Annotated in this window: 29 protein-coding genes and 1 pseudogene; 25 read left to right on the forward strand and 5 right to left on the reverse strand. The window is 46.5% G+C overall.

Going from position 1 to position 26,547, the window contains the following annotated elements:
- Positions 1 to 46: 46 nt before the first annotated feature.
- Positions 47 to 757 carry a YrpD family protein gene (locus KAI36_RS10650; RefSeq protein WP_346730197.1) on the reverse strand — a complete coding sequence of 237 codons (711 nt, stop codon included), beginning with the start codon at positions 755 to 757 and terminating at the stop codon, positions 47 to 49.
- A 247-nt stretch (positions 758 to 1,004) separates the two neighbouring features.
- On the opposite strand from KAI36_RS10650, the gene KAI36_RS27560 reads away from it, so the two are divergent.
- The 6 genes from KAI36_RS27560 (at position 1,005) to KAI36_RS10675 (ending at position 6,054) form a co-directional block, all read left to right on the forward strand.
- Positions 1,005 to 1,172 (forward strand): hypothetical protein, encoded by a 168-nt coding sequence (locus KAI36_RS27560; RefSeq protein WP_256703364.1) that lies wholly within the window; start codon positions 1,005 to 1,007, stop codon positions 1,170 to 1,172.
- Between the two features lie 54 nt (positions 1,173 to 1,226).
- On the forward strand, positions 1,227 to 1,328 hold the full coding sequence (locus KAI36_RS27565; RefSeq protein ID WP_346730198.1) for a CRISPR-associated endonuclease Cas1: 102 nt from the start codon (positions 1,227 to 1,229) through the stop codon (positions 1,326 to 1,328).
- Positions 1,329 to 1,544: 216 nt separating this feature from the next.
- On the forward strand, positions 1,545 to 1,658 hold the full coding sequence (locus KAI36_RS10660) for a CRISPR-associated endonuclease Cas2 (protein WP_231517282.1): 114 nt from the start codon (positions 1,545 to 1,547) through the stop codon (positions 1,656 to 1,658).
- Between the two features lie 688 nt (positions 1,659 to 2,346).
- Positions 2,347 to 3,837: an aminotransferase-like domain-containing protein gene (locus tag KAI36_RS10665; RefSeq protein WP_220027688.1), complete on the forward strand. Its 1,491-nt coding sequence runs from the start codon at positions 2,347 to 2,349 to the stop codon at positions 3,835 to 3,837.
- 101 nt (positions 3,838 to 3,938) lie between these two features.
- On the forward strand, positions 3,939 to 4,868 hold the full coding sequence (locus KAI36_RS10670; RefSeq protein WP_220028092.1) for a D-alanine--D-alanine ligase: 930 nt from the start codon (positions 3,939 to 3,941) through the stop codon (positions 4,866 to 4,868).
- A 1-nt stretch (position 4,869) separates the two neighbouring features.
- Entirely contained in the window at positions 4,870 to 6,054 is a 1,185-nt protein-coding gene (locus KAI36_RS10675) for an aminotransferase class I/II-fold pyridoxal phosphate-dependent enzyme (RefSeq protein WP_220027689.1), read from the forward strand.
- Positions 6,055 to 6,306: 252 nt separating this feature from the next.
- Here KAI36_RS10675 and KAI36_RS10680 read toward each other — a convergent pair whose 3' ends face one another.
- Entirely contained in the window at positions 6,307 to 6,888 is a 582-nt protein-coding gene (locus KAI36_RS10680) for a TetR/AcrR family transcriptional regulator (RefSeq protein WP_025722387.1), read from the reverse strand.
- Between the two features lie 216 nt (positions 6,889 to 7,104).
- Here KAI36_RS10680 and KAI36_RS10685 point away from each other — a divergent pair, with 216 nt between their 5' ends.
- From KAI36_RS10685 to KAI36_RS10710, 6 genes and pseudogenes are all read left to right on the forward strand, one after another.
- Positions 7,105 to 8,214 (forward strand): NADH:flavin oxidoreductase, encoded by a 1,110-nt coding sequence (locus tag KAI36_RS10685; protein ID WP_220027690.1) that lies wholly within the window; start codon positions 7,105 to 7,107, stop codon positions 8,212 to 8,214.
- Positions 8,215 to 8,419: 205 nt separating this feature from the next.
- Positions 8,420 to 8,888 (forward strand): annotated as a pseudogene (gene cas1, locus KAI36_RS10690) (CRISPR-associated endonuclease Cas1); the annotation flags it as partial.
- A 1,045-nt stretch (positions 8,889 to 9,933) separates the two neighbouring features.
- Positions 9,934 to 11,349 (forward strand): helix-turn-helix domain-containing protein, encoded by a 1,416-nt coding sequence (locus KAI36_RS10695; protein ID WP_220027691.1) that lies wholly within the window; start codon positions 9,934 to 9,936, stop codon positions 11,347 to 11,349.
- Between the two features lie 278 nt (positions 11,350 to 11,627).
- Positions 11,628 to 11,795, forward strand: coding sequence for an aspartyl-phosphate phosphatase Spo0E family protein (locus KAI36_RS10700; RefSeq protein WP_220027692.1), 168 nt, complete (start codon positions 11,628 to 11,630; stop codon positions 11,793 to 11,795).
- Between the two features lie 103 nt (positions 11,796 to 11,898).
- Positions 11,899 to 12,093 (forward strand): Rha family transcriptional regulator, encoded by a 195-nt coding sequence (locus tag KAI36_RS10705; protein ID WP_053326560.1) that lies wholly within the window; start codon positions 11,899 to 11,901, stop codon positions 12,091 to 12,093.
- 124 nt (positions 12,094 to 12,217) lie between these two features.
- Entirely contained in the window at positions 12,218 to 12,592 is a 375-nt protein-coding gene (locus KAI36_RS10710; protein ID WP_069080479.1) for a DnaJ family domain-containing protein, read from the forward strand.
- A 64-nt stretch (positions 12,593 to 12,656) separates the two neighbouring features.
- On the opposite strand, the gene gluQRS is transcribed toward KAI36_RS10710, so the two are convergent.
- Entirely contained in the window at positions 12,657 to 13,652 is a 996-nt protein-coding gene (gene gluQRS, locus KAI36_RS10715) for a tRNA glutamyl-Q(34) synthetase GluQRS (RefSeq protein ID WP_220027693.1), read from the reverse strand.
- A gap of 322 nt (positions 13,653 to 13,974) precedes the next feature.
- Between gluQRS and hrpB the strand changes: the two genes are divergently transcribed.
- The 6 genes from hrpB to KAI36_RS10745 all read left to right on the forward strand — a co-directional run bounded on the left by hrpB (position 13,975) and on the right by KAI36_RS10745 (position 21,322).
- On the forward strand, positions 13,975 to 16,503 hold the full coding sequence (gene hrpB / locus KAI36_RS10720; RefSeq protein WP_220027694.1) for an ATP-dependent helicase HrpB: 2,529 nt from the start codon (positions 13,975 to 13,977) through the stop codon (positions 16,501 to 16,503).
- 340 nt (positions 16,504 to 16,843) lie between these two features.
- The gene (locus KAI36_RS10725; protein ID WP_220027695.1) at positions 16,844 to 17,428 is read left to right on the forward strand and encodes a general stress protein; all 585 of its coding nucleotides are present in this window, start codon (positions 16,844 to 16,846) and stop codon (positions 17,426 to 17,428) included.
- A 270-nt stretch (positions 17,429 to 17,698) separates the two neighbouring features.
- Positions 17,699 to 18,871: an acyltransferase gene (locus tag KAI36_RS10730; RefSeq protein ID WP_220027696.1), complete on the forward strand. Its 1,173-nt coding sequence runs from the start codon at positions 17,699 to 17,701 to the stop codon at positions 18,869 to 18,871.
- 162 nt (positions 18,872 to 19,033) lie between these two features.
- Positions 19,034 to 19,669: a CatB-related O-acetyltransferase gene (locus KAI36_RS10735; RefSeq protein WP_220027697.1), complete on the forward strand. Its 636-nt coding sequence runs from the start codon at positions 19,034 to 19,036 to the stop codon at positions 19,667 to 19,669.
- A 266-nt stretch (positions 19,670 to 19,935) separates the two neighbouring features.
- Entirely contained in the window at positions 19,936 to 20,298 is a 363-nt protein-coding gene (locus tag KAI36_RS10740; protein WP_013310011.1) for a replication termination protein, read from the forward strand.
- Positions 20,299 to 20,317: 19 nt separating this feature from the next.
- Positions 20,318 to 21,322, forward strand: a complete 1,005-nt coding sequence (locus KAI36_RS10745; protein ID WP_220028093.1) for a Gfo/Idh/MocA family protein — start codon at positions 20,318 to 20,320, stop codon at positions 21,320 to 21,322.
- Between the two features lie 92 nt (positions 21,323 to 21,414).
- Here the strand turns inward: KAI36_RS10745 and KAI36_RS10750 are convergent, their stop codons facing one another.
- Positions 21,415 to 21,984, reverse strand: a complete 570-nt coding sequence (locus KAI36_RS10750; RefSeq protein ID WP_220027698.1) for a TraR/DksA C4-type zinc finger protein — start codon at positions 21,982 to 21,984, stop codon at positions 21,415 to 21,417.
- 144 nt (positions 21,985 to 22,128) lie between these two features.
- Between KAI36_RS10750 and KAI36_RS10755 the strand changes: the two genes are divergently transcribed.
- The 7 genes from KAI36_RS10755 (at position 22,129) to KAI36_RS10785 (ending at position 26,202) form a co-directional block, all read left to right on the forward strand.
- Positions 22,129 to 22,506: a DivIVA domain-containing protein gene (locus KAI36_RS10755; protein WP_023988297.1), complete on the forward strand. Its 378-nt coding sequence runs from the start codon at positions 22,129 to 22,131 to the stop codon at positions 22,504 to 22,506.
- Positions 22,507 to 22,603: 97 nt separating this feature from the next.
- Positions 22,604 to 23,038, forward strand: coding sequence for an Rrf2 family transcriptional regulator (locus KAI36_RS10760; RefSeq protein WP_013310015.1), 435 nt, complete (start codon positions 22,604 to 22,606; stop codon positions 23,036 to 23,038).
- A gap of 24 nt (positions 23,039 to 23,062) precedes the next feature.
- Positions 23,063 to 23,563 carry a metallophosphoesterase family protein gene (locus tag KAI36_RS10765; protein WP_025722873.1) on the forward strand — a complete coding sequence of 167 codons (501 nt, stop codon included), beginning with the start codon at positions 23,063 to 23,065 and terminating at the stop codon, positions 23,561 to 23,563.
- A gap of 35 nt (positions 23,564 to 23,598) precedes the next feature.
- Positions 23,599 to 23,925, forward strand: coding sequence for a (2Fe-2S) ferredoxin domain-containing protein (locus tag KAI36_RS10770; RefSeq protein ID WP_025722872.1), 327 nt, complete (start codon positions 23,599 to 23,601; stop codon positions 23,923 to 23,925).
- Between the two features lie 129 nt (positions 23,926 to 24,054).
- Positions 24,055 to 24,333 carry a hypothetical protein gene (locus KAI36_RS10775; RefSeq protein WP_220027699.1) on the forward strand — a complete coding sequence of 93 codons (279 nt, stop codon included), beginning with the start codon at positions 24,055 to 24,057 and terminating at the stop codon, positions 24,331 to 24,333.
- 106 nt (positions 24,334 to 24,439) lie between these two features.
- Positions 24,440 to 25,042 (forward strand): nitroreductase family protein, encoded by a 603-nt coding sequence (locus KAI36_RS10780; protein WP_220027700.1) that lies wholly within the window; start codon positions 24,440 to 24,442, stop codon positions 25,040 to 25,042.
- 236 nt (positions 25,043 to 25,278) lie between these two features.
- Positions 25,279 to 26,202: an NAD(P)/FAD-dependent oxidoreductase gene (locus tag KAI36_RS10785; protein WP_220027701.1), complete on the forward strand. Its 924-nt coding sequence runs from the start codon at positions 25,279 to 25,281 to the stop codon at positions 26,200 to 26,202.
- A gap of 10 nt (positions 26,203 to 26,212) precedes the next feature.
- Here the strand turns inward: KAI36_RS10785 and KAI36_RS10790 are convergent, their stop codons facing one another.
- Positions 26,213 to 26,542: a hypothetical protein gene (locus KAI36_RS10790; protein ID WP_023988302.1), complete on the reverse strand. Its 330-nt coding sequence runs from the start codon at positions 26,540 to 26,542 to the stop codon at positions 26,213 to 26,215.
- Positions 26,543 to 26,547 lie beyond the last annotated feature (5 nt).

The following is a 26,547-nucleotide window of genomic DNA, read 5'->3' on the forward strand; positions in this document are numbered from 1 at the left end:
AAAATTTCCTCCTTAAAAGAGAGGGGCGAGCAGCCCCTCACAAAATTCAATCTAAAAATATACTATCTGTCTCCTCTCCTCCATGTACGTAATCCACTTCAACTTTACTCCGTGGCATAGAACAATAGTCATAAGTTTGACTGTTTCGCCAAGGGATATTATCTTCTGAATTTGTACCGATATAGGATGTAGCCCAACGAACTCTTCTAATGTAAGATCCGTCATTATAGTCTTGTCGATCTTGTATCTGCCCTATACTTGTCGTTCTTTTGATAAGGTTACCGTTGCCAGTAGCGGTCCAACCTGGGGCCGGCTCGACATAGCTCCTACTTATCTTTTCACCGTCTGCATAACCTGTTACAGTCAAGGCAATGTTACCGTCAGAAGGAATATAAAATTTCATTTGTACTTCCTGATCGGGTTCAAAACGTGGCTTAAAAGTATAAGGGTTCTTCACACCTTCAATAAGCATAAAAGGAGCCCAGTCATTATATTTTGTACTATGCTGCAATCCAACATCAACCGCCATATTGGTGTTGCTCCAACCACCCATATAGATGAATCCTGTGCTTCCATTATAACCACTATTATTATCACGAATCTGTCTAGCACTTGGTAAATGAACTCGTGTACTAGCCCATGCAAACCCTATATGTGACCATACTGAACGATACGGACCGTTTCTCAGGTCTCGACATTCAGGGAAGCTCGCGGAGTTAGTGTTAAAATCCATTGGTGTTAATGAGTGATTTCCCATACACGCTGGTTTAGGCTGTAAGACGGGTAAAGTATATAGCTGCCCCGTTGAATCTTTATACCTATTATTTTTATACGTAGTATCAGTTACGGATGTGAGGGATGAATTCGAATTCTTATACGTAACCTGACTCACTGGTTCCAGGGGGATAACTTCCTGCGTTAAACTTTCCTTGTTTACCAGCACTTATGATGTACATTCAATCTCGTATGATGATGATATAAACAGGGACTATTGAGGTATTTATATGAAAACTGGATTATATTATCATCCAGGCAGAATTAAATCTGACCAATGTCCTGTCATCATGAACGCATGGCATCACAGAGAAGTGGAGGAGCTGGTGATTTTACGCTGTTTGGAGGGGAGGGAGGCGGTTCAGTACAATTCCGTTTGGGATGAACTGATTTTGTAGTGAAAAATTGATTTTTACTTCCATGGACGCCATAAGCGCCCGCCGTTAGATCATGTGAATGCTTTGTTATCTTTTGCCTATACACTACTGCCCAACGATATGAAATCAGCACTGAAAGCCGTCGGCTTGGATGCTAATGTAGGTTATCCGGGATGAGCCTCCTTGACACTGGATATGATGAAAGAGTTTCGAGGCGTATGCCGGCTGTTTTGTCCTGTTTTTGATTAACAAGAAAATGATTAGATAAAGGATTTTACAAAAAAAGAAAATGGGCTGTCATGATGAAACGATGATATAAGGAAAATCGTAATGAAGGCATGGTACAATGAAACAGGATAGGATTATGTATCTCTATTTGAATGTATTTTGGATTTGACCCAATTTAGACGTTTAAAGTATGAACTAGAAGAATTAATAGACGAAAGAGAACTTAGCCTGCATTTCTACAATTTGGGTGATAGCTATAAAAAGAAGAAGAGCATATAGGGGCTAAGGAAGCTTCCAATATGGAAAGCTCACTGATTTTATAAGGTGCGAATGTGAAGCTCACATGAAAACCCCGGGTCCTTCGCACCTCGGAATTTGTCGAAAAGTATAGAAAATGCTATCAGTGAGAAAAAGTCAATGGTTAATTTAAGCCTTTTAGACATTGCTTTTTTCGAAAATGCATGGAAATGATATCATTAGATAATCAATTACTGCATTTTCGCTGTCGCACTCTATATGAGTGCGTGGATTGAAATTCAATCGCCGCTTGCAACTCCGTAGGCGATACCAGTCGCACTCTATATGAGTGCATGGATTGAAATATGATGAATGGAGGACGTCCTCAAGAAAGAAATAGGCGCACTCCATGTGACAATTGACGATGCGGCAGGATTCACGGTCAGTCGTTACGGCATATGGTTTTGTTTGACTGGTATGCTTTGCATAGTTCTCAGGGCTTCAGCCGCAGAAGGAAGAAAATAAAATCGAAGTGAAACGATCTTTGTGATATGTACAATGCTCGCAATGGGCGCGATGAGAGGCAATGATGCGGGGGAATGAGGCAAGAATATGAGGGCGTACAGGGGATAAAATGCGGAAGAACCACCGAAGGATGAAAAATCCAGTGCGGTGGTTCTTTTTTTTCACTCGTCTTGTATGCCATCATTATAGGGGGAGGGGATGAAGGATGTTCCAGGATTTCAAGCTCGTAAGTGACCGCCCGGTCTCGATACAAGTAAAAGAATACGTCAATCGTTTAATTATAAAAGGGGCGCTTCAGGCGGATCAGAAGCTGCCTTCCACACGAGAAATGAGCGTTCTGCTTAAGGTGAGCCGCAATACAGTCATTGCAGCCTATGAAGGCTTGGAGGATGACGGGTTTACGTATGCAATTCCCGGAAAGGGTAGTTATGTGGCCGCCATGGTGGGCCAGTCGGCCGTAGATAACGGAGGATCTGACGGCTCTGCCACCTGGGAGATCGACTGGAAGGCAAGAATGAACGAGTATGCCGTATTGGCTGTTGATCTGGATATGATGAAGCAGGGCATTCGTGCCCAAAAGGGAACTATCTCGTTCACAAGCATCGCTCCGGATGAGCAGCTGTTTGATCTGGGGGATGTAAGGCGAGCTTTTATGGATCGGATGGCAATCGAAGGGCAGGTGCTGCTCAACTACGGCTATGCCAAGGGCTACAAGCCGCTGATTGATTATCTGATTCATTATATGGAGAACAAAGGCGTTGATATAATTGGCAAGGATATGCTGATTACAGGCGGGTTTACAGAAGGCTTTGACATTGTGCTGTCGGCTTTACGCCCTTCTGCACGCCGTGGAGCGGCAATTTGTGAAAATCCGACCCATCACACAGCGATCAAAAATTTGAAGTTGCAAGGATTTGAGATTACCGGCATTCCGATGGAGTGTGACGGTATTGATGTAGAGCGGCTAGAGGAGGTATTGCAGAACAATAGCTTCGATTTGGCCTATTTGACTCCTTCCTATCACAACCCGACAGGCATCGTCATGTCGCCGGCAAAGCGCAGCGCTGTTATGAAATTAATGGCGCGCCATCAGATTCCGGTGATCGAGGATGGATTCAATGAGGAGCTACGCTACTCGGGAGCGCATGTTGCGCCCTTAATAGCGACAGCAGGGCAAGGGAACGGAGTAATCTATATTGGCAGCTTCTCCAAGGTGCTGTTCCCTGGCTTGCGTGTAGGCTGGGTGCTTGGAGACCGAGCACTGATTGACACTCTGGAAAGCATTAAGCGTGCGCGCACCATTCATACCTCAACAATCGATCAATCGATTTTATACCAATATATGCTTAACGGAAATTTCGATAAACATGTAAAAAAAGCACGTACAGAGTATAAGCGCAAATATGAGTTGACAAAGGCATGCTGTGAAGCACATCTTCCTGAGGCGCAGGTGTCTGGTGACGGGGGCTTGCATTTGTTCCTTACCTTCCCGACAGGCGTAAATACGCGCCAGCTGCTAGAAGCTTGCACTGAACAGGGCGTCATTTTCACACCGGGAGACAAGTTTTTTATTCAAGAAGGCGAAGGGACGAATACATTGCGGCTTGGGTTTTCACGAGTAACAGATGAAAATATCGAACGGGGTATTCAAATAATCGGCAAACAGACGCTTAACTTTCTTAAGCATAATGGTTAGAAAAGAGCTACAGAGACGGAATATTGTTCTGAAGAAGCACCAGCGATCAAAAGAACAATCCGTAACCACATAAAGATTTTGAAGAAAAATGAGGTGTCATGATGAAAATTGGTGTTATTATGGGCGGTATTTCCTCTGAGCGTGAGATTTCTTTGCAGACAGGTCAAGAGATGATCAATCATTTGGATCGCAGCCGTTATGAAGTGGTTCCAATGGTGATCGAGCAGCGAGTGGATTTGATCACGCAGGTCCAGCAGGCTGGCATCGATATCGCGCTACTGGCACTACATGGTCAGTATGGCGAGGACGGCACGGTGCAGGGAGCGCTGGAGACGCTCGGCATTCCCTACACAGGCAGCGGTGTCCTGGCAAGCAGCTTATGCATGAATAAGCAGTTGTCCAAGACGCTGCTGAAGGCAGCGGGTGTGCATACGCCTGAAGGCCTTTGTTGGCAGGGGATGGACGATTATGATCCGCAGGTGGTGGAGCGTTTGGGCTACCCGGTAATTGTGAAGCCGAATACGGGGGGATCCAGCATTGGCATCCAGCTTGTACAAAATGAGAAGGAGCTGCTACCAGCTGTTCAGGAGGCTTGCAGCTTGGATCAAGCGATCTTGATTGAGCACTATTATAAAGGGACGGAGATTACCTGCTCCATCGTAGATGGCGAGGTATTACCGATTATTAGCATTAGCTCCGCTCGTTCGAAGTGGTTCGACTACCAAGCGAAATATGAGGTCGGCGGCGCTGAGGAGAAGGTGGTCGAGCTTCCCCCCGTTATTGAGCAGCGTGTGCGTGAGGCGGCACTGGCCAGCTACCGGCTGCTGCAATGCAAGGTCTATGCAAGGGTCGATATGATTTTGTGTCAGGATAGGCCTTACGTGCTGGAAATGAATACATTACCGGGTATGACCGCCAACAGCCTGCTTCCGAAAAGTGCCGCAGCTGCGGGTATAACCTTTACACAACTGCTGGACCATATTATTGCCAGCTCGCTCCATGAGCGTAAACAGGAATGGGGGATGGCATAATATGTTTAATGAAAAGGGTACAGGGTGGTTTGTATCCTCGCGTGTACGGGATATTCGGCCATCGGGAATTCGCACTTTTTTTGATCTGAATGCAGCAGGAGGAGATACAATCGCCCTTGGGGTCGGAGAGCCTGATTTTGTTACACCGGAAAAGGTACGTGAAGCTTGCATTCAGGCATTGCGTGAAGGGCAGACGAAATATACTTCGAATGCCGGCTTGATGGAGCTGCGGGAGGAGATCTCTGCTTATTTTTCCGGCAGCTTCGCGCTTTCCTATGACCCTGAGCAGGAAATGATTGTGACGGTGGGGAGCAGTGAAGCCGTCGACCTGGCGCTGCGAGCAGTGATCGATCCGGGTGACGAGGTGCTGATTCCAGCACCAAGCTATATTGCCTATGAACCCATTACCCATCTGCATGGCGGTAAAATTGTAGAGGTGGCGGCTACGGCAGAGGAGCAATTCAAGCTGACCCCGCAAGCGCTGCAAGCGGCAATTACTCCTCATTCAAAGATTTTAATGATCAATTATCCCTGTAATCCGACTGGAACAGTTATGACGGAGCAGGATTGGCTGCCGATTACAGAGCTCATTATCAAACATAATCTGGTCGTCATTTCGGATGAAGTGTATGCCGAACTGACTTACGGGAGAAAGCATGTCAGTATCGCCTCTTTGCCGAGCATGAAGGAGCGTACGATTGTCATCAGCGGTTTTTCCAAAGCATTTGCGATGACAGGCTGGCGGGTAGGCTATGCGTGCGGTCCGCATGAGCTGATTGCCGGCATGCTGAAAATCCACCAGTACACAGCCATGTGTGCGCCCACCATTGCACAGATTGCCGCGCTGGAATCATTGCGTCATGGCTTGGCTGCCAAGGATGAGATGATGGCGAGCTACAATGAACGTCGCAAGCTGTTTGTGGCCGGCTTGAATGCAATCGGGCTCGCTTGTCATGAGCCTGAGGGGGCTTTCTATGCCTTCCCTTCAATTACTTCTACTGGCATGTCATCTGAGCAGTTTGCACTTCGTATGCTGAAGGAAGCGAAGGTGGCGGTCGTACCGGGACATGTATTCGGATCAGGCGGAGAGGGCTTTATTCGCTGCTCATATGCAGCCTCGCTCGTCGATTTGGAGAAGGCGCTGGAACGGATGGGAAGGTTTATGCAGGTAATGCAGCCGGTATGATGAACAGGGTTAATAACTCAACTTTTGCCGAACGTCTTCATAAAATATTTTACAAATACCTTTATGTTTTTTTGAAAACATAAAGGTATTTTTCTAGGGCGTGTATTCAAACTATAAATCATAGTTAAATGATGGTAAATTGAGATATGAAAAGACGATACGAAATACGCGACGATCAATGGGATCAAATTAAAAAACGATCTAGAGGCGGATTAACTACCTTTTGGTAGTTAATCCGCCTGCCATTTTGCATTAATTGAACATGTGGAACCCGTCGGTGATCAGCGGCATTACCCGCACAGCCAGCTCGGAGGGGGGCTCTGTTCTTCCCTCCACGTTCCAGCGATAGGTAACACCGTATAAAGACCAGCTTAACAGGGTTGCTGCGGTTGCGAGCGACTTCGAGTCCGCAGCGGCGTCTGCTCCAGAGATCAGCTGAAGGGTGAGTTTCTCAAGATGCAGCTTGATATTTTCTTCAAGCAAGAGGGCCACTGAATCGTATTTCTTGAAGCAGTGGTGGCTTGTTTCATGGTAATTACATAATGCCACAATAAGCTCCAGAAGCGTCTTCTTCGTCAAAGGTCCTTTCGTATCGACTTTACAGACTACCATATTCGTAAATGCGTCCAGCAAAAAGGCTTCGAACAGCGCATATTTATCCGGGAAATGTGCATAGAAGGTCGCCCGGTTAATCGTGGCTGCCTTGGTGATGTCACCGATAGTTATCGAGTTGAAGTCCATGATGTTCAACTGCTGAATGAAAGCATCCAGAATTAATTGACGTGTCCGAATGACGCGCGGGTCGTTTGGATTGGGAGGAAGTACACCAGCCATCCTTTGAACACTCCTTTCAGTAAAGATACTAATCTCTTATTATAAACATGTGTTGAATAGACAACAATTATTATCTCCCAATACGACAGTTTTTTTCACTTCTTGCTTAAGCAACAAATTAGTCGGATTGTTGGTTGAAGCGGGAACAGGAGCTTGATACTATTGCACTCATATCCACTTTGAAAATAATTATTGAAACTATAGGAGGCGTAATTCTTGACTAAAGAGCAGCAGCAAACTCATTCACTGGAGGCCTTATTTGAACCTCATACGGTTCATCAATTAACTATACCTAACCGGATTGTAATGTCGCCGATGGCGCGTGCTTTTGCACCGGAAGGAGTGCCGGGTGAGGATACTGCCGCCTATTACCGACGCCGCGCAGAGAACGGGGTAGGGCTCGTCATCACCGTAGGCATGATTGACCATCCGGCTGCAACAAGTGAGCCCGGACTTCCTAGTATCTTTGGCGAAGCCGCTTTGAACGGCTGGAGGGAAGTGGTCAGACAGGTCCATGAGGCTGGAGGGGTCATATTCCCGCAGTTATCGCATATGGGGATGATTCGCCCCGTGGGTTCCCAGCCTTACCCGGACGCTCCGTCGATTGGGCCTTCGGGACTGGATATGCAGGGGAACAAAGTAAGCGAGCCGATGACGGAAGAAGAAATTGCCAAGGTCATCCAATCCTTTGCCGATGCGGCAGTAAATGCACAGCAGGTTGGCTTCGACGGAATTGAGCTGTCGGGCGGTCACGGCTTACTGATCGACCAATTCTTCTGGGAGAAAACCAATCAACGGACGGACCGCTATGGCGGCGATTTCCTGAAGCGTACCCGGTTTGCAGCCGAGATTGTCCAGGCAGTCCGCGCTGCCGTCGGCCCGTATTATCCGATCTCCATGCGCCTGTCCCAGTGGAAAATGGCAGATTATACGGCGAAGCTGGTAGATACGCCGGAGCAGCTGGAGCAATTCCTGACTGTGCTGGTACAAGCGGGCGTAGACATTTTTCATATCTCGACGCGCCGATTCTGGGAACCGGAATTTGCAGGTTCGGAGCTTAGTCTTGCCGGATGGGTGAGGAAGCTCACCGGGAAGACAACGATTACTGTTGGCTCCGTAGGCATGGACAATGATCCCGCAGATGGAGAGGAGGCAGACAACCAAGGACTGAAGGAGCTGCTGAAGCGGCTGGATAACTGTGAGTTTGATCTGGTAGCTGTCGGACGCGCGCTCCTGGGTGATCCGGCATGGGCGAAGAAAATCCGGGAGGGACGGACAGAGGACATTCTAGCCTTTACTCCTGAGTCTGCAGCCAATCTGTATTGATTGCGTGCTTGTCATAAGAAGGTGACATAAGAAAATCAAACAAGCAGGTTAAGACATCCAGCCTTGATCCGCTTGTTTGATTTCATAAATTAGGGTGATGGTATATTTGTATAAAGACAATGTAAACAACCAAACGAAAACAGATGGACGATAAGATCAGAAAAAGAATACACTGACGAAGACGATTGCGGCCTGCTATCCCCAAACCGAAATCCAAAAGTGTATCAGGCTGTGCGGTTTGGAAGGGACGGCGACGGTTCAGTACAATTCCGTTAGGATGGGCTGATCTTACAGCAAAAAGATGATTTTCACTTCCATGGACACCATAAACGCCCGCCGTTAGATAATGTGAATGCCCTATTATCTTTTGCCTATACACTGCTGTCCAACGATATGAAATGGGCACTGGAAGCTGTGGGCTTGGATGCTTATGTAGGTTTTCTGCATAGAGGTTGTTCAGAGTGAGCCTCATTGGCATTGGATGTGATGGAAGAACTTCGAGAAGTATATGCCGGCCGTTTTATCCTTACATTGATTAATAAGAAAAATGATTAAATAAAAGATTTTACAAAAAAAGAAAACGGGGCTGCCATGATGAACGATGTTACAAGGAAAAATCGTAATGAAGGCATGGCACAATGAAACAGGATAGAATTATTTATCCCTATGTGAATGTATTTCGGATTTTACCCAATTCGACGTTTAAAGTATGAACTCGAAGAGTTGATAGACAAAACAGAAGACAGCTTGCGCTTCTACAACTTAGAAGATAACTACAAAAAGAAAGTGGATCATATAGGGGCCAAAGAAGCTTACGATATGGAAAGTCCGCTGATTCTGTAAGGTGCGAATGTGAAGCTCACATAAAAATCCCGGGTCCTTTGCACCTCGAAAAATGTCGAAAAGCAATTGAATCGGTTGCCTTCAGAAAAGGGCAATGGTTGATCCAAGCCTTTTTGGCATCGTTTTTTGCGAGAATGTGTGGAATTGATATCATTAGGGTATGAATTACTGCATTTTCGCTGTCGCACTCCATGTGAGTGCGTGAATGATATGAAAAAAGAAGTCTTATTTCGTGGTCTGCCCAGCAGTGAATAAGTGCAAATTTCTTTTTAACGGATTATTCGACAAATTCCCCCTTACTTTTATACAATAATGAACTAACATTTACTATGTTGAAGTATAAAATAAGGTGGGAGTTGCTTATGAGGATTTCCATTAGTAAGTTTCTAAAGCGTTATGCAACGATTCTATTGAACTACGCAATAGTTATAGGGGTATTTTACGCTTTGGGATATCAGATGAGTGCTATGGGAATCTATGCAATTCTGACAGGAATTGTGAGTGGAGAAATAATCAATTTGGCAATATCAAAGCGAGAGAAATGAACCTATGTATCCCTTGATTACATCAAAATCGGGGGATTTTTCATTTGATTAAAAGGTTCAACAGAGTTTCTACCTGGGAACTCTATATCATTTACTAATAGTAAGAATATGGAGAAATGAAATAGTCATGTCAACTCTGTGAAACCTTTTATTTCGGCAATCCAATTTTACTTTTGCTACTCGTTTTCACAATCTTCCCTTGTGTGTAAGTTATGCTGAATTTTCGCTATAAACATTAGTTGCATAATATATTGACAGATGGTTAATTATGGAGAAGAATAGAGGGTGATTTTTAAAATAATGGAATTTTTATGTGAAGGGTGGTTATGACTTGAAGCATACACCTACGATTTCAGCGGAGTTTGAGGATTATCTAAAACAAAATGATATGACATTGAGTCAATTTGCCGAATATTCAGGGGTTCATCAAAGAACGCTTAGTAATTGGATAACTCAGCATCGTCCTGTTTCCGTACAGCAGCTAGACCGAATCACTGTGGCTATGGATTTGCCAGAAGGCTATTTTTACGATCTATACATAGAAAATTACATCATTGACCTTTCCCCGAATTTTAGGCGAATCGAGCCATTATTGTATCGTTGTGCGGAGCTGGACAAGCTGGATGCAATCCGTCGAATGGTTGGACATATCATGGATAATCCGCTGTATGCGACTAGGCTATTTGATGTTGCAGAAGCATTATTTGAACAGGGACGACATACTGCTGCGCTGCCTCTCTATGAGAATGTCGCAGAAGTGGAGAAATATCAGCATTCTGAACGCTTGGCCACCTGCCAATATCGTATATTCACGATTCAAGTTGGAGATGATCAGAGCCGTAATCTCAAGGCAGCAACGCTATTTGAACCCTTTGTGGAACGTCTGGATGAAATAGACCAACTTGATGCGCTAAAAGATTTGGCGAATGTGTTTCGTTCTTTGCGCTTATGGGACAGGCTTGATGTGACCGCTCGAAAAATGAGAGTTAGAGCGGAAATTCAATATACATTAGAGCATCAGCAGAAAAAACGAAAGCCTGCGGAACTTGAAAAGAGGCTGAGCCGTCCATTGTTTGTGTACATCACCTATTCTGATTTACTGTGTGCCAGTGTATATGAGGCCAAAGGAGATTATGAGCAGGCATTAGAATATACATACGCCTACGCTAATTTAGATTGGGTCAAAGAGACTGACGAGGATACTCTGCATTGGATTAAACAGTTTCAAGATTGGGCGTTATGTAATACGTATGTTAATAAACTACTGTTTGGAGATATAAGCGTGCTTTCGGATTATGTTGAATATATTGCTGCATCAAAAGCCGATAAAGAAATGGTTACTAAGTTACTGAATGTAATGTTTACTGCTAACCGGTATCAGTTAAATGTGAATCACGTACTTGAGCGCTTTGAAACCCTTATTGACTTTTTCGTGAAACAGGGGCAGTCATCATCTGACATGTATACTAAACAAGTTATACCTGAACAGTTTGCACGTCTTGGATATGAGTTAGCTTATTATTATTTGTATCAAGGAAAGTATAACGATGGCTTTAAATACTTGATGTATGCAATGCTAAGGTCACATATAATAAATAATGAGACTTATTTTATAAATTGTATGGGTTTGTTTTTACATTTTCGGGAATATGCGATTACTGAAACTAAAGCGGGTTTTTTAAATCTTATTGAAAAGGTGTGGTTAGAGAATGTTGAAAAAAATGGTACTGCTGATCATCGCGGCTAGTTTTTTGTTTATTGTTACTGTGCCGGTTCATTCGCATAGTCACATCCAACTTAATGACCAAGTCGGAGGAGCCTAAAGGGAATTGGTTAACCTTGCTGTTTAACGGGTGTTGTTGGTTGCAAGTTTAACTCTGAACAACTTGAAACCAACTGAAAATAAACATATACCGACAAAAAGTGCCTCTGGAATATTCCAGAAGCACTTTTTTTGTTAAGCGTATTTTAAAAAAATCCAAAAATTTACGTTTTGCATTAGGATATGACACAGAAGGGGGAATCATGCTGATGAATCCAGGTGTGACTTTACTTCGTGTCGAACGGGCCAGAAAAAGACTGTACCAAGTCCAGAAGAAATACGGATTTTTAACGCATCCCAAAGTGATTGAACAATCCATGAAACTGGATGAACTATTGAATCAATACCAAACCTGCAAACTGAAATCTTAGCTAATTTGTGTGCATGACGCTTTTAAAGGAAGAAGACGAACTCCAATCTCCAAACCCCAATCAAAATTCTAAATCCTATACTTATGAAGAGGCGATAACTTTGTTGAACAAACGAAATCCTGTAACCCCTTTTGGCTGGAAAATCAAAGAAAAGCTAGTCGAGAGGCAAATGGATCAGAGAACATTTTGTGATACCTACCATATTCCTGCTAGTCGCTTGTCTAATCTCATTCATGGAACACGTAAGGCCAAAAAATATAGAGTACAAGTATGTCAATTGCTTGGGATCGAAGAATAACCCTCTTTCTCCTTTATGGAAACAGGGCATCCTAATGATATATAAGCTACAGTGGCAAAGGACTCCAGGTTTCTTTAATATAGATTGTACATAGGATGTTTAATACAAGGAGTGGAAAGGGGCGATGGGGATGTTCTCCAGAATGGCAGAGCAGAAGATTGCCGAGGCGATGGCCAAAGGTGAGTTTGATCATTTACCTGGAGCGGGAAAGCCATTGGTGATCGAGGATTTGTCACATGTTCCAGAGGAGCTGCGGATGTCGTACAAGCTGTTGAAGAATGCAGGCATTTTACCGGAAGAGCTTCAGTTACAAAAGGAATGTGTCCAGCTACGTGATTTGCTTCACGCTTGTCATGAGGCAGGAGAGCAACAACGGATCAGTCGCAGGCTGACTGAAAAATCACTTCGTCTCCGTATGCTGCTGGAGGAAAGAGGGCTGAATACGTCGTCTGTATTTTATGAATATGAGTCCGCTATGCGTAAGCGACTGGAGGAATAGAAGCGAGAGGAGCAAAGGGCGGAATACCCTTGCCCGTACACTTTGATTTCCGTGCTTTACCTCATTACCGTTGCAGTGCAGATAATCTCGTGAGGCATTGCTTCGTCAGGATGACGGGCTCTTTGGGCAGTTTGTCCAAATGAAAGTCATCGATTAAATCCACAGCCTTCACAGGCTCAGGTGAATCCAGCAGCCCGGAAAAATAGGCGAGCCAGCCAATGACTGCTTCCGGTGTGACACCTTGTCGGCGCATAGCTCGGAGTGCTACGCCACCATGTCGTTTGGCAAGCCTTCGTCCATCAGGGCCCAGGACAAGGGGAACGTGTGCGAAACGTGGCGGCTGCAACCCCAAAGCTTGGTACAGTAATAGCTGACGGGGCGTTGAATCGAGAAGATCATACCCGCGTAGTACGTCGGTCATATGCATATCCGCATCATCGACAACGACGGCAAGCTGATAGGAAAACATGCCGTCCGCCCGTTTGACGATAAAATCGCCCCCATCTGCCGCACCAAAGGCCACATGACCTGCTACCTGATCATGAAACGAAATAACGGCATCTGGATTTTGCGGTACTTTAAAGCGAAGTGAAGGGAGTTTATGTTGTGCTTTGGCTACGACATCTTGAGAGCTAAGGTTACGACATGCCCCCGAATACGCAGGCCCTTCACCAGACAGTCCATGTGGAGCATGAGCGGCAGCCAGAATGTCGGCCCGACTGCAAAAACAAGGATACAGTAAATCTTGCTCCTGTAGTATCTCCAATGCAGATTGGAAGCGTTCCAGCCGCTGGCTTTGAGTATAGGGACCGTATGGACCGCCTACGTCGGGTCCTTCGTCCCAATTCAGCCCGATCCAGCGCAAATCTTCCATAATCCCTTGCGCCAACTGGCTGCGAGCTCGCGTCATATCAATATCTTCCATGCGCAAAATATAGGTTCCGCCCAGGGAACGAACGTGCAGCCAGGATAATAAGGCAGTACGAGCGTTTCCTAAGTGTATCCATCCCGATGGTGTTGGGGCAAATCGCCCTCTGATGGGTTGGGCTTGTAATTCCATACGAAAGTGACCTCGATTCTATGTTCCGTCCTTCAGCAATCCATATCAACCATATTATAAAACGAACTTGCCGCGAGTGCATCCCGACAGGTATAGGAGCTAACACAGGAAACTTACATAGCCGCGATGGCCAGACGGGAAATTTAAATATCTGTATAATAGATTTAGAAGGATTATGCACGACAGACCGAAGAGAAGTCCCAGAGGGGTAGCTTAACTTTTTCTATTCAGTGCTCGATAATTACAGGTAATGAAAAATTCACAATAATAAGAAATTAAAACTTAGATTCTACGCATCAAGCGTATCATTGGAGAGATTTCATTGACAGATAAACAACTGCCTATTATGCAAGTGATCCCCGAGCTTAAACATATACTGCAATCCCATTCGGCGGCGGTACTGATTGCCCAGCCGGGAGCGGGGAAAACGACGGTAACACCGCTGGAGCTGCTGCATGAGCCGTGGCTGGCAGGGCAAAAGATGATTATGCTGGAGCCGAGGCGTTTGGCAGCACGTGCAGCAGCAGCGCAAATGGCGAAAGCGCTGGGAGAGCCCACCGGGAAGACCGTGGGTTATCGGGTTCGTATGGATACAAAAGTAGGGCCAAACACGCGGATTGAAGTGGTTACGGAGGGCGTACTGACCCGGATGCTACAACATGACCAGGCGTTGGAGGGAGTCGGCCTGATTATTTTTGATGAGTTTCATGAACGCAGCCTGCATGCAGACTTGGGATTGGCACTTGCCCTGCAAAGCCAGGCGCTGCTGCGACCGGATTTGAAGATATTGATCATGTCTGCCACCCTGGAGGCAGAGCCTGTATGCAGACTATTAGGGGATGCGCCATTGCTGGAATGTCCAGGCACCGTATTTCCAGTAGAAACCTTTCATATGTCCAAACCTTCGTCAACTTCATTAGAGTCCTTTACGGCTGAGACGGTAGAAAAGGCGCTTGATGCTCATGAAGGCGATCTGTTGGTGTTTTTACCAGGGGCTAGAGAAATCCATAGAACGGAACGAGAATTGGCTTCAAAGCATTTACCCGCACACGTCAAGGTAATTCCGCTGTACGGCAGCATGAAGCTGGAGCAACAGGATGAGGCAATACGCCCGTCGGCTCCGGGCAGTCGAAAAGTGGTATTGGCCACCTCGATTGCCGAGTCCAGCTTGACCATCGCCGGGATCACGGTGGTGATCGATAGCGGACTGTCGCGGGAATCGGTGTTTTCCGCGCGAACTGGCATGAGCCGTTTGACCACCGTCAAGGTGTCCAAGGCCTCCGCCGACCAGCGGCGCGGACGGGCGGGCCGCCTCCAGCCGGGCGTATGCTACCGGCTGTGGAGCGCGCAGGAGCATGCGGCGCTCCCCGATGCCAGCCGCCCGGAAATCGTGGCGGCGGATCTGGCCCCGCTCGCGCTGGAGCTGGCGGCCTGGGGCGTGCGCGAGCCCGCCGAGCTGGCCTGGCTGGATGCCCCGCCTGAGGCCGCGTACCGCCAGGCCACAGGTTTGCTGCACCAGCTCGGCTGTCTGGATGCAGCAGCCGATGGCACTACAGGCGGCATCACCGCGCATGGGCGCGAGGTGTCCGTCCTGGGCACGCACCCGCGCCTCGGGCACATGCTGTTGCGCGCAGCCGCCCTTGGCCTGGCCCCGACTGCCGGCCGTCTGGCTGCGCTGCTGCAAGAGCGGGACCCGTTCCGCGCTCATGGCGGAACGGATTTGCGCCCGCGGCTGGATGCCCTGCGCGAGGCGGCCCATGCCCGCGGTACGCACAGCCTGCTGCGGGCAGCAGACGATACGGTGATTCGCCGTATTGTGCAGGAGAGCCGGCAGCTGCTAGCCACGCTGCCAACAGCAGCCGCAGTGCAGGACGAGCCTGACGGCTCCGCGGCTTGCGGGCTGCTGCTGGCCTTTGCGTATCCGGATCGGATCGCGCAGGGCCGGGGGGACGGCCGCTTTTTGCTTAGCGGCGGCCGGGGAACGCGACTCCGACAAGTGGAGTGGATGTCGCGTTCGTCTTATCTCGTCGCCGCTGAAGTGGACGACGAGGGAGCAGATGGCGCCATTCAGTTGGCGGCACCGGTTGAACTGCAAGAGCTGATCCAGCATTGCAGCGAATTGCTGCTAGAACAAGCCAACGTATACTGGGATAGCTCCGCCTCAGCAGTGAGAGCCCGCAAGGTACTGCGGCTGGGCTCACTCGTCTTAAAGGAAACGTCCTATGAGCGACCTCCGGCAGAGGAAGTAGCTGCTGCCTTGATGCAGGGTGTCCGTGAACGAGGTCTGAAGCTGCTGTTATGGAATCGGCAAACCCTCCAGTTGCAGGCTCGTTTGATTTTTATGCACTTCTCGGCGCCTGAGGACTGGCCGGACTGCACGGAATCGGCATTGCTGGATTCACTGGAATCGTGGCTGTTGCCTTTTGCTCTAGGAGCCAAAAATGTATCCGATCTGCAACGGCTGGACAGTGCTGCATTGCTGCTTGGCAGGCTAGATTGGGAACAGCGGCAGCAGCTTGATCAGGAAGCGCCGACGCATATCCGCGTACCCAGTGGTTCCCGCATTCCTGTCGATTATTCGAATCCTGAGGCACCAGCGCTGGCCGTACGACTACAAGAGTTGTTCGGTATGAGGGATACGCCTCGTATTGGACGCGGACGCGTACCCATTGTATTGCATTTACTGTCACCTGCCCAGCGACCTGTCCAAGTGACTTCCGACTTGTCCAGCTTCTGGAGCGAGGCTTACTTTGAAGTCAAAAAGGACCTGAAGGGCAGATATCCCAAGCATTATTGGCCGGATGATCCACTGGAAGCTGTGGCGACCAACAGAGCAAAGCCAAAGCGTTGACCAGCAGCTGTCTTATTATGCGACAGAACGGTGTGAGAAGTAGTGAGCTGAATTCAAAAAATTCACATAAAAACGGAGTAGGCAGAATGGTGCTGTACAAGCGGAAGCGGTCGCCTTTGTCCCCAGGTTTCTACTCTTGCACGTTCATTCAGGAAATCTGGGGACAACAGCGATGGGAAGCACCATCTGACTGAGCAGTGGCTCCATATGTAACTTTTATAGAATGGGTTCAAATTGAAGGGTATCGACTTTTGAATTTTCGTAAAATCGTTTAAACGTCATAATGGCGGGGTAATGAAAGACGAACCACTCAACACCAAAATATTGGGAGGTAACTATCATGACTAATAACTTAAACGATTATAATGAAAAGAAAATTGTTGGTGTTTTTGATACAGAGCAGGAAGCATCTCGTGCGATAGGACAATTGCAGAGCAAAGGAATCCCAAGCAGTGAAATTTCTGTGATCACCCGTGACCGTGACGAGCTAAGGACGATTAGTGAAGAGACAGGCACCAAAGCACCGGAGGGTGTAGCGACTGGGGCGGCTACCGGCGGTATTGTGGGAGGCGTTGCTGGCTTGCTGGCAGGCATCGGGGCCTTGGCTATTCCGGGTATCGGACCGATCCTCGCTGCTGGACCTATCGCGGCTACTCTTACCGGAGCAGCTGTCGGAGCGGGAGCAGGTGGCTTAGTCGGTGGACTGGTTGGGCTAGGTATTCCAGAAGATGATGCACGTCAATACGAGACATACGTCGATCAGGGCAAGATTTTAGTGCTGGTGGATTCAGCTGACCATCACAGAGATGTTTATGATATTTTCCGCACCAACCGTTCGCTGAATGCGGATCGTTACAGAACGTATGATGATACGGTGGCGGAGACGCGGACAGATGCGTACACAGATACTAGAAGGAACCTCTAAACAACTAACGGCTAGTTGAGAACGTGATTTAACAGGCTTTCCTATCTCCTTTGTATATAGGTTGTTTCTACAGCAGCAGTCTTCCCTTTCGGGGAGACTGCTGCTTTTACATGTTAGTGAATCATAGAATAAACCTGAGATAAATGATGCTTTGCTTGCTGTTGGCACGTTTATCCTTCTATATATTTTTACAGAATTGTCGTTATAATAGATTTGAGGATTTTGAAAAATCCTGGATTTATAAATTGCTAGATGTAACAGGAGAGTGACATGAGTCAAAAAGAGAGAATTTCCGAAGTCGCTTTGCTAAGAGGGCTGGCTTTTGCCGCCGTTGTTCTTCAGCATTCCGTCGCACATTATGCGGTTGCGCAGGGGGCGCGCATCCAGGACGGGGTTTTGATGACACTTTTACTGCTGTGTTCCAAATTTGCAGTTCCTGTGTTTGTGTTTATCACGGGCATGGTGCTATTTTACAATTATGACGGGGTCTTAAAGTACGGAACATTTTTACGTAAAAGATTCATGGACATCATCGTTCCTTATATCATATGGTCTCTTTTATACGAATTGGGAAATCAGCTTACCCAAAGTGGAGGATATATTCACCCGCTAGATTTTTTTCAGAAGCTGTTGAACGGGAAAAGTAGTTATCATCTGTGGTACATCGTAATGATTATCCAATGTTATGTGTTATTTCCTGTGTTTCGTTATGCTGTCCGTCGTTTATCTGCGTTACTGCCATCAAAATGGCGACCCGCTGTATTGGCTGGATTCGGCGCGCTATATGTTTTGCTCATGTTCGCCGTTGGACCCGTATACCAAGTGATGGATAAGCTCCAGCTCCCGGTCATTACCTCTTGGTTTACCCTGTACGCTGACCGGAATGTGATCTACTTTTTCTTTTATTTTGTGTTAGGAGCGGCAGCCGGGATGAACGTCAAGCGTTGGAATGCTTGGGTAACCAAAGCACAGATGATATACTGGCCGTTGTTTATCGTGATTACAGGTTACTTACTGTATGAGATGATCGGTCAGTTCCAGACGCCGCGAGGTACAATTCTTTCCTTTAACTATCTGTCTCTACTGCGTCCGGTCATGGCTGTATATTGTGTCGCGTCTATTTTTGTAGCTTATCGGGTAGCAACGTGGATTGCTCATAAGGGGGGACGTGCGGCGAGTATGCTGACGGCCATCGGAACGTTGTCCTATGGAGCGTATCTTCAGCATGCCTTTATGCTGCGTGTGACCTATTATTTTGACGAGACGTTGTTTGCAGACTGGAGCCACGTTCTTCGTATGCTGGCTTCGTTCGTTCTCTGTATGATCTTTTCCGTTGCCGGAACATGGCTGCTGGCACGTTTGCCTCTGGGCAAATGGATCGTGGGGCTTCGGGTTCGTCCTCGCCCGACTGGAGGTCCGCCAGCCTTACAAAAGCAAGCCTGATTTGATAACCCAATCACATATGTTCACAAGAGTATCCCAAAGCCAAGAAATAAGGCCAAGGGATACTTTTCTATCTACATTTGTTTAATAGTATACATACTGATAGACTGGATGTTCCTTTACCAGTAAGGTGAAGGAACATCCATATGGGAGGGTCGCAAAATGAGTGGTCCAGATACAAGAAGCGTTTTTCCGATGAAAAATATTAGAAGTCTGTGTTTTTTAAAAAATGTAGTGGTTAATCCATATATCGAAATCGGGGATTATACCTATTATGACGATGATGATAACCCTTTGGATTTTGAGAAAAATGTCCTTTATCATTTTGATTTTATAGGGGACAAATTAAAGATTGGAAAGTTTTGCGCGATTGCAGCCAAAGCCAAATTTATTATGAATGGCGCTAATCATAATACAAATGCGTTTACCACTTTTCCTTTTGGAGCGTTTGGCGGAGATTGGGAAGTTGGTTTACCCAATTTAAGTGGGGGCTACAAAGGGGACACTGTGGTTGGAAATGATGTTTGGATTGGTTACAATGCTACCATTATGCCCGGAGTTCAAATTGGTGATGGCGCGATCATTGCGTCAAATGCCGTGGTGACTAAAGATGTTCTGCCATATTCCATTGTAGGAGGAAATCCCGCGAAGTTAATTCGTTATCGGTTTGATGAGGAAACTATAGCTATGCTCCAAACCCTGAAATGGTGGGACTGGGACATCCAAAAAATAACAGAATATATTCCTGTTTTGACAAGTAACGATACGGAGGCCTTAAAACAATTAATCCAGTCTTAGTAATCTGTAACTCTATTTTTTAGCTTCAATTACATTATTTCAACATATGAAAAATTCATAATAGTAAAAACAATAAAATCATTTCTCAGCGTTTCGCACACTACTCTATATCGCCTCATTCTATATCTCTCGCCATCTTAAAACAGGTCACAAGGGATGAAGGATTCTCATACTCTCTCATATCATCAAAGGAAATAGTGTATGGACGCAGAGTGGTTTATAATGGAAGATAAGGTGCACGAATAAGGTGTGGAGGAGGCTGTGAAATGGCGTTTATGATATCCCAGCGGGCTTTTATCAAAATTTATCTGATCACAATGGTGGAGAGGCATCGCGGTTATGGATATCAGATGCTCGAATCGATGAAGGATGAGTTTAGTGGCTTTGGGTATGTTCCGCCTCAGAGCGAGGTTTACCGGGCGCTGCATGAGCTGGTACAGGAAGGCGTTTTTTACCGTACTAAGCGATTGAAAGGAACAGACCCGCGCGTGGATTTTCAGGAGATTGTACTCTATCACTTTACAGATGATGGGGAGGAGAAAGCCCGACTGTACAAGAAGCAGGTCAAAGCCGATTTGGACCGTTGCTTAGGTATGCTGCATAAAGCGGAACAAGACAACTATTCCTAACCACGAAAGGATGAGAATGATGGGTAGAAAGCTGAAATGGGGAATTTTAGGCACTGCGGAGATCGCCCAAATCGCTGTAATTCCTGCGATTCAGCAATCCGAACGCGGAGAAGTGCTTGGGATTGCTAGTCGTAATGCGGATAAAGCAGCTGAGGCCGCCCGGGAGTTCGATATTCCGAAAAGTTATGGAAGCTATGATGAACTGTTGGCTGATTCCGAAATCGGAGCGGTGTACATTCCGTTGCCGAACCATCTGCATGAAGAGTGGACCATTCGGGCAGCAGAGGCTGGGAAGCACGTTTTGTGTGAAAAACCATCTTCTCTTAGCTCGGCCGGGACAAGCCGCATGATTGAAGCATGTCAACATGCAGGAGTGATCTTTGCAGAGGCTTTTATGTATCGCTATCATCCCAAACATCGAAGAATTAAGGAAATTATCAATAGTGGGGAAATTGGTGACATTCGCGGCATTCATTGCACGTTTACGTTTAACAATACCGATCAGGCAGATAATGTGCGCTTTAATAAAAACATGGGCGGCGGCTCGCTATATGATGTGGGCGTCTATCCGATATCAGCCGCTCGTATGTATTTGGATCGGGAGCCGGAGGCAGTGACGGTACATGCCTTATTTTCCCCGGAGCATGACAACGTCGATATGATGGCTTCCGGTTTGCTGGAATTTCCGGGTGGAGTCAACCTTACTTTCGATTGTGGCATGTGGGCAGCCAATCGTTCCAACATGGAAATTCTCGGTAGCAAGGGTACGATTGCGATGCCCAAAATGTTCGGTTGGGAAAGAACGTCTGTTGTACCGCAAATTTTCGTCCACGTCGGTTCGGTCACGCGTGAGGAACGTCTGAAAGGCTTTAATTCCTTTGAACTGCAAGCGGATGCTTTTGCTAAAGCGGTGCTTGACGGTGTCCCGTTGCCGTATGAGCCAGAAGATGCGGTGAGCAATATGAAGGTGATCGACGCTTGTATTGAGTCAGCTCGCAGTCGGAAACGGATAGAAATTAGATAAACGGGATCACCGTATTCCTGTAAGACATAAAAAGCAGCCTGTCCAAAGGACAGGCTGCTTTTTTAGATGAACGAATACATAAGCATATAGCATTACATATTTTCATCATAATCGGTGACATCACGCTTGGCGGCAGTTGCAGGCGAGTTTGATGTACCGTATTTTTCCACCGCATCCCATGCGCCCGCATCGTCAAATCGTCCTGCATTCCGTTGGCGAACCTCACCTGCACCCTTGGGCGGCGGAGTCATAACCTGTTCCTCTACAGGACGGTCATTCGATAATTCTCGAGTTGGCGTGTGCTCGATTGTATAGGCTGTATATGGAATGGCTTGCAACCGTTCAAAAGGAATTTCTTCCCCGCTCTCCACACATATTCCGTATGTCCCATCCTTCATTCGTTGAAGGGCTGCATTGACCTGCTCCAGCTCGTCTTGCAACGAATCATTAATCGCCAGATCACGGGACCGTTCAAAGGTTTCTGTCCCTATATCAGCGGGGTGGTTATCATAGGACGAGAGCTCACCTGTAGAATCTGTCAGTGTTTCTCCCAATTGAGCGTTTTCCTGCCCGTTTTGTTCAAAATGCTTTTCTAAATCCTTTTTCTGCTCCAGCAACATATGTTTCAGCTCTGCAAGCTGCGAATCGTTCAAATGGTTCATGATCATCTCTCCCCTTCGTGATCTGTATAAGTGACACGTATGCTCTTTTATACCCGTTCATAGGGCCGGGCAATCAGCAGAGACTTTTATTCCCAGCCTAGAATGTGATATAAAAAGAATAGTGTGTTAAGGAGGGAATAACCGATGGATGAACATATGAAGCGTCGTCTGGATAAACAAAAGCAGTTATTTAAACAACTGGGTATTCAGCTGGACGCGCTCTCCATTCATGAGAAACAGTTTAAGAATAAAATGCGCGGCTATGATCCGGACGAGGTGGATGCCTTTCTGGATGAAGTGATCAAGGATTATGAACGCTTTTATGCGAATATAGCCGACCTGATGGACAAGTGGCAGGAGCAGCAGGCAACCATACGTGATTTGAAAAATGCACCCAAGCCTGCCGCCGACCTTAATGGACTTGACCGTCGTCAACTGGAGGATATCGTTAAGCAGTTGGAATATAGTGTACGCCAATTAAAAGTGCGAGTACGTCCTGAAAATGACTATTTTCCGGAGTAAGATGCAGTAAGCACTGTGTTGGTGCCTCTATTGTGGTATGATGGAAACAAGCATTTTACCAAACATTTAATGAGGCACACACATAAAGGTGGTTAACATGAGTACCCATTTTTCCGTTAGTATCCATTGTCTGCTTCTTCTGGCTGAAGGGGCACCGGAGCGAATGACATCGTCACTTATTGCTTCCAGCATCAATACAAATCCGGTAGTTGTGAGAAGGATTATGAGCCGACTCAAGCAAGCGGGTTTGGTAGATTCGTCACCTGGAGCACGCGGCTTTCGTCTAAGCATGTCCAGTTCAAACATCAATCTGAAAATGATCTATGAGGCGACCAAGGATGAAGGTCCGTTGTTCGCCATCCATACCGATAGTAATCATAATTGTGAGGTAGGCAGGAACATAGACGCATTATTGGATGGTTTATATACCGTGGCAGAGCAGAAAATACAGGCGTTTTTCGAGACCGTTACGCTGCGAGATCTGGAGCAAGCACTTCAGCAGCGCGTGGGGCAACAAAGTTCATCTGTGTAAAGACGCTGGTAAGGAGTAATTGATATGAAAATCATCGTACTTTCAGACACTCATATGCCGCATAGAAGCAAAACGTTGCCTAGTCGGCTTGTACAGGAGTTAAAAGGCAGTGACCTCATTCTCCATGCCGGAGACTGGACGGATTGGTTCGTATATGAACGTCTAGCTGAATTTGCGCCTGTGCAAGGCATTGCTGGAAACAATGATGGAATGGACATCGTGGAGCGTTTAGGCTATCAGCGAATCGTTGAAGTTGAAGGCAAGCGGATCGGTATGGTTCACGGTCACGGCTGGCGAGGAACGACAGAAAATATCGCATTGAATACGTTTAAGGGAGAAACGCTGGATTGCCTGATTTATGGACATTCGCATATTCCGGTGGTCAAAACGATTGACGGTCAGCTTGTCCTTAATCCGGGGTCTCCGACGGACAAACGCGGCGAAGACGAATATTCATTTATCGTGCTGACGATTGAAGCTGGTCAGATGGAAGCACAGCTTGTTCTTTATCCAGATAAACATTGATTTAAAACCAACAACTGTTGATTAAAGGGGAAGCTATGGCCATTTTTGAATTAGAACCGATGAAGCATCATGTGTTGATCTGCAATGGAGGCACATGTATGCGACATGAGGGTGAAGAAGTTACACAGGCAATTCGGGATGAAATTCGTAAACAAAATGCTGAAGCATATATTCACACGACCAGAACTCGCTGTAATGGGCGTTGTCATGATGCTGCGGTTGTGATCGTATATCCTCAAGGGGACTGGTATGGTCAAATGACCCCCGACTCGGGGACTCAACTGGTGCAGAAGCTCGTAACGGGAGAGAAACTGGAACCTCATCTTTTTTATGAGTGTACAGGTAAATCCAGCTCGGAATAATCCAATCAACCATTTATAAGAACAGAGTAGAGAAAATCTTTGCAGAGATTTTCTCTTTTTTGCGTTTAATCCCCGATGTGAAAGGTAAAAGTATACTGTGGACACCAATCCGATAGGGAGGGAAGTAAAATGGCCCCATTTGAAGATAACCTGCACGATCAGAATGAGCAGAAAGGACAGACGGGGAGAGGAACAACGGAGTCTAAACATCAGGAACAGTCGATCAATCGAGATCATGCAGAGCAGTATCCGACAGAGCAGGAAAGCTTGTTTGACCGTTTTGAGAATGAGCAGACGGTAGACGCCATTCCCGTAGAGGATTTGAAGATGGAAAGGCAGGAGGAGAGAGACAAGGATGCAACCAAGCACACCTCTTCCAGTGAGAAAAAATATAATGGTGGCGTATAATCATCAACTAACTGGTAATATTTAAAAAGAAATCTCTTGACTTTAAGATATATGTAATGTATATTAAGTTACGAAAAGTAATTAATTTTTCTCAGGAGGTAACAAAATGGCTAAAGACTTCTTCACAGCTCTGAAAGACAGACGCTCCTATTATGGTATTAGCAAAGAACAAGTCATTTCTGACCAACGGATTCAAGAGATTGTAGAGGAAGCTGTTAAGTACACACCTACCTCTTTCAACTCCCAAACTTCACGCGCTGTAGTGCTGCTTGGAGAGCATCATGACAAACTATGGAATATTACAGAAAATATTTTGCGTGAGGTTGTAGGCAATGAGGAGCAATTCAAGTCTACTGCCGAGAAAATGAACGGTTTCCGCAGCGGATACGGAACAGTCTTGTTCTTTGAAGACAATAACGTGGTGGCTGGTCTACAACAACAATTTGAAGCCTATGCGGACAATTTCCCGATCTGGTCCAACCAATCTAATGGTATGCTGCAATTGGTTGTATGGACGGCTCTGGAGCAAGAAGGACTGGGGGCATCCCTTCAGCATTACAACCCATTGATTGATGAAAAAGTGAAAAACGAATGGAACATTCCTGAGCATTGGAAACTGATTGCTGAAATGCCATTTGGTAAACCGACATTCCAACCAGGTGAAAAAGAATTCCAGCCTGTTGAGGAACGCGTAAAAACATTTAAATAATGTTCACGATAAAATGACGTTTCAGGTTCAGCCTGATTAGAGCACTGTGGTTATCTACAGTGCTCTTTGTCATTCTATTTTTAAGGCATATAAGCTTTTGATATATACGGACACAGGGGTTAATTCATCCGTTAGTGGGTGATATTATGTTTAAAATTGGATGAGAAGTTTACATAGGTGTTATTGCGATTTTATGCAGATGTCTAGGATAACGCGCATTCAAAGGAGGAAAAGTGATGAACTATGATTGCATTATTGTTGGTGGGGGAATTGCCGGATTGCAAGCAGCGATTCAATTGGGGAGATACAGCAGTCATCGAGTTCTAGTGATAGATTCGGGCTATGGTCGATCTACGCTGTGCCACCAGTATCATAATATTTTGGGCTTTCCTGACGGAATTTCTGGTGAAGAGCTGCGACGGCTTGGACGTAGTGAAGCCACGAAACTAGGTACTGAATTTGTTGAAGGGAAGGCGGTAAAAGCCGCCAAAAGAGATGAGCTTTTTGACATTCAAGTGGAGGGAGGATCCGTGTATTCGTCAAAAACGCTGCTGTTGGCGACAGGGCTAACGGACCGTTTTCCAAAGCTGGATGGGTTACAAGCCTGCTTGGGCAACAGTGTATATGTGTGCCCGGATTGTGACGGTTATGAGGTTCAGGATCGCAGTACGGTCGTTATGGGGGCAGGCAAAGCAGGAGCTTCCATGGCTCTGATTTTATCAGCGCGCACCGATCAACTTGTTTATGTCAATCATGAGCGTTCAGAGGTGCCGGACGAGCTGATCGTAAAGCTGCGGGAAAAAGGGATTGGCTATAAGGAAGCAGCCATTTCAGAGATTATAACCGGAGAATGGGGCTGTTTTGAAGGAGTGCGGCTGGCTGATGGACATGTGGTTCGAGCAGAGCGGGGCTTTTTAGCCTTTGGCAGCAATCACGTTCATTCAGAGCTGGCGGAGCAACTGGGTGTACATCTGCTGCATAATAAGCATATTGAGACTCATCCTCGCAGCAAAATGACAAATGTGGAAAATGTATGGGTAGCCGGGGACTTAGGAGCTCATGCCGAGCAAGCGACTGTGGCGATGGGAGAAGGAGCTATGTCAGCGATTTGGATACACAAGGTATTAACTGGTATGAGAACAAAAGAACCGCAGCTCTGAGAGCTGCGGTTTAGAACGATGGGTGTGTACTCGTTGGGAGTTGAAGTTCGAAGCGTTTTAATTGATCGCTCATGCCGTACTTACGTAAAATTTCCGTCTGTTTGTTGCCGATAAGATCAAAATGCGGATAGGGCTGACGCTGATGAATATATTGGGGGTTCAATCCGTTATGGTTGCACCATAAGCGCAGCTTGTCCAAATCAGAACATCCCACCTTGGTGACGGTTGTAATGCCTGGAAAGCGATCATCCAGCCAGTAATGTGTCAGGAAAGCAATTTCACCACGACTGACCTCTCTTTTCCAGGCCATAAGCTCCTGCCGGGTAATGCCAAATGCCATCGTTC

The organism is Paenibacillus sp. S02 (assembly GCF_019454065.1).
Taxonomy (GTDB): Bacteria; Bacillota; Bacilli; order Paenibacillales; family Paenibacillaceae; genus Paenibacillus; species Paenibacillus polymyxa_B.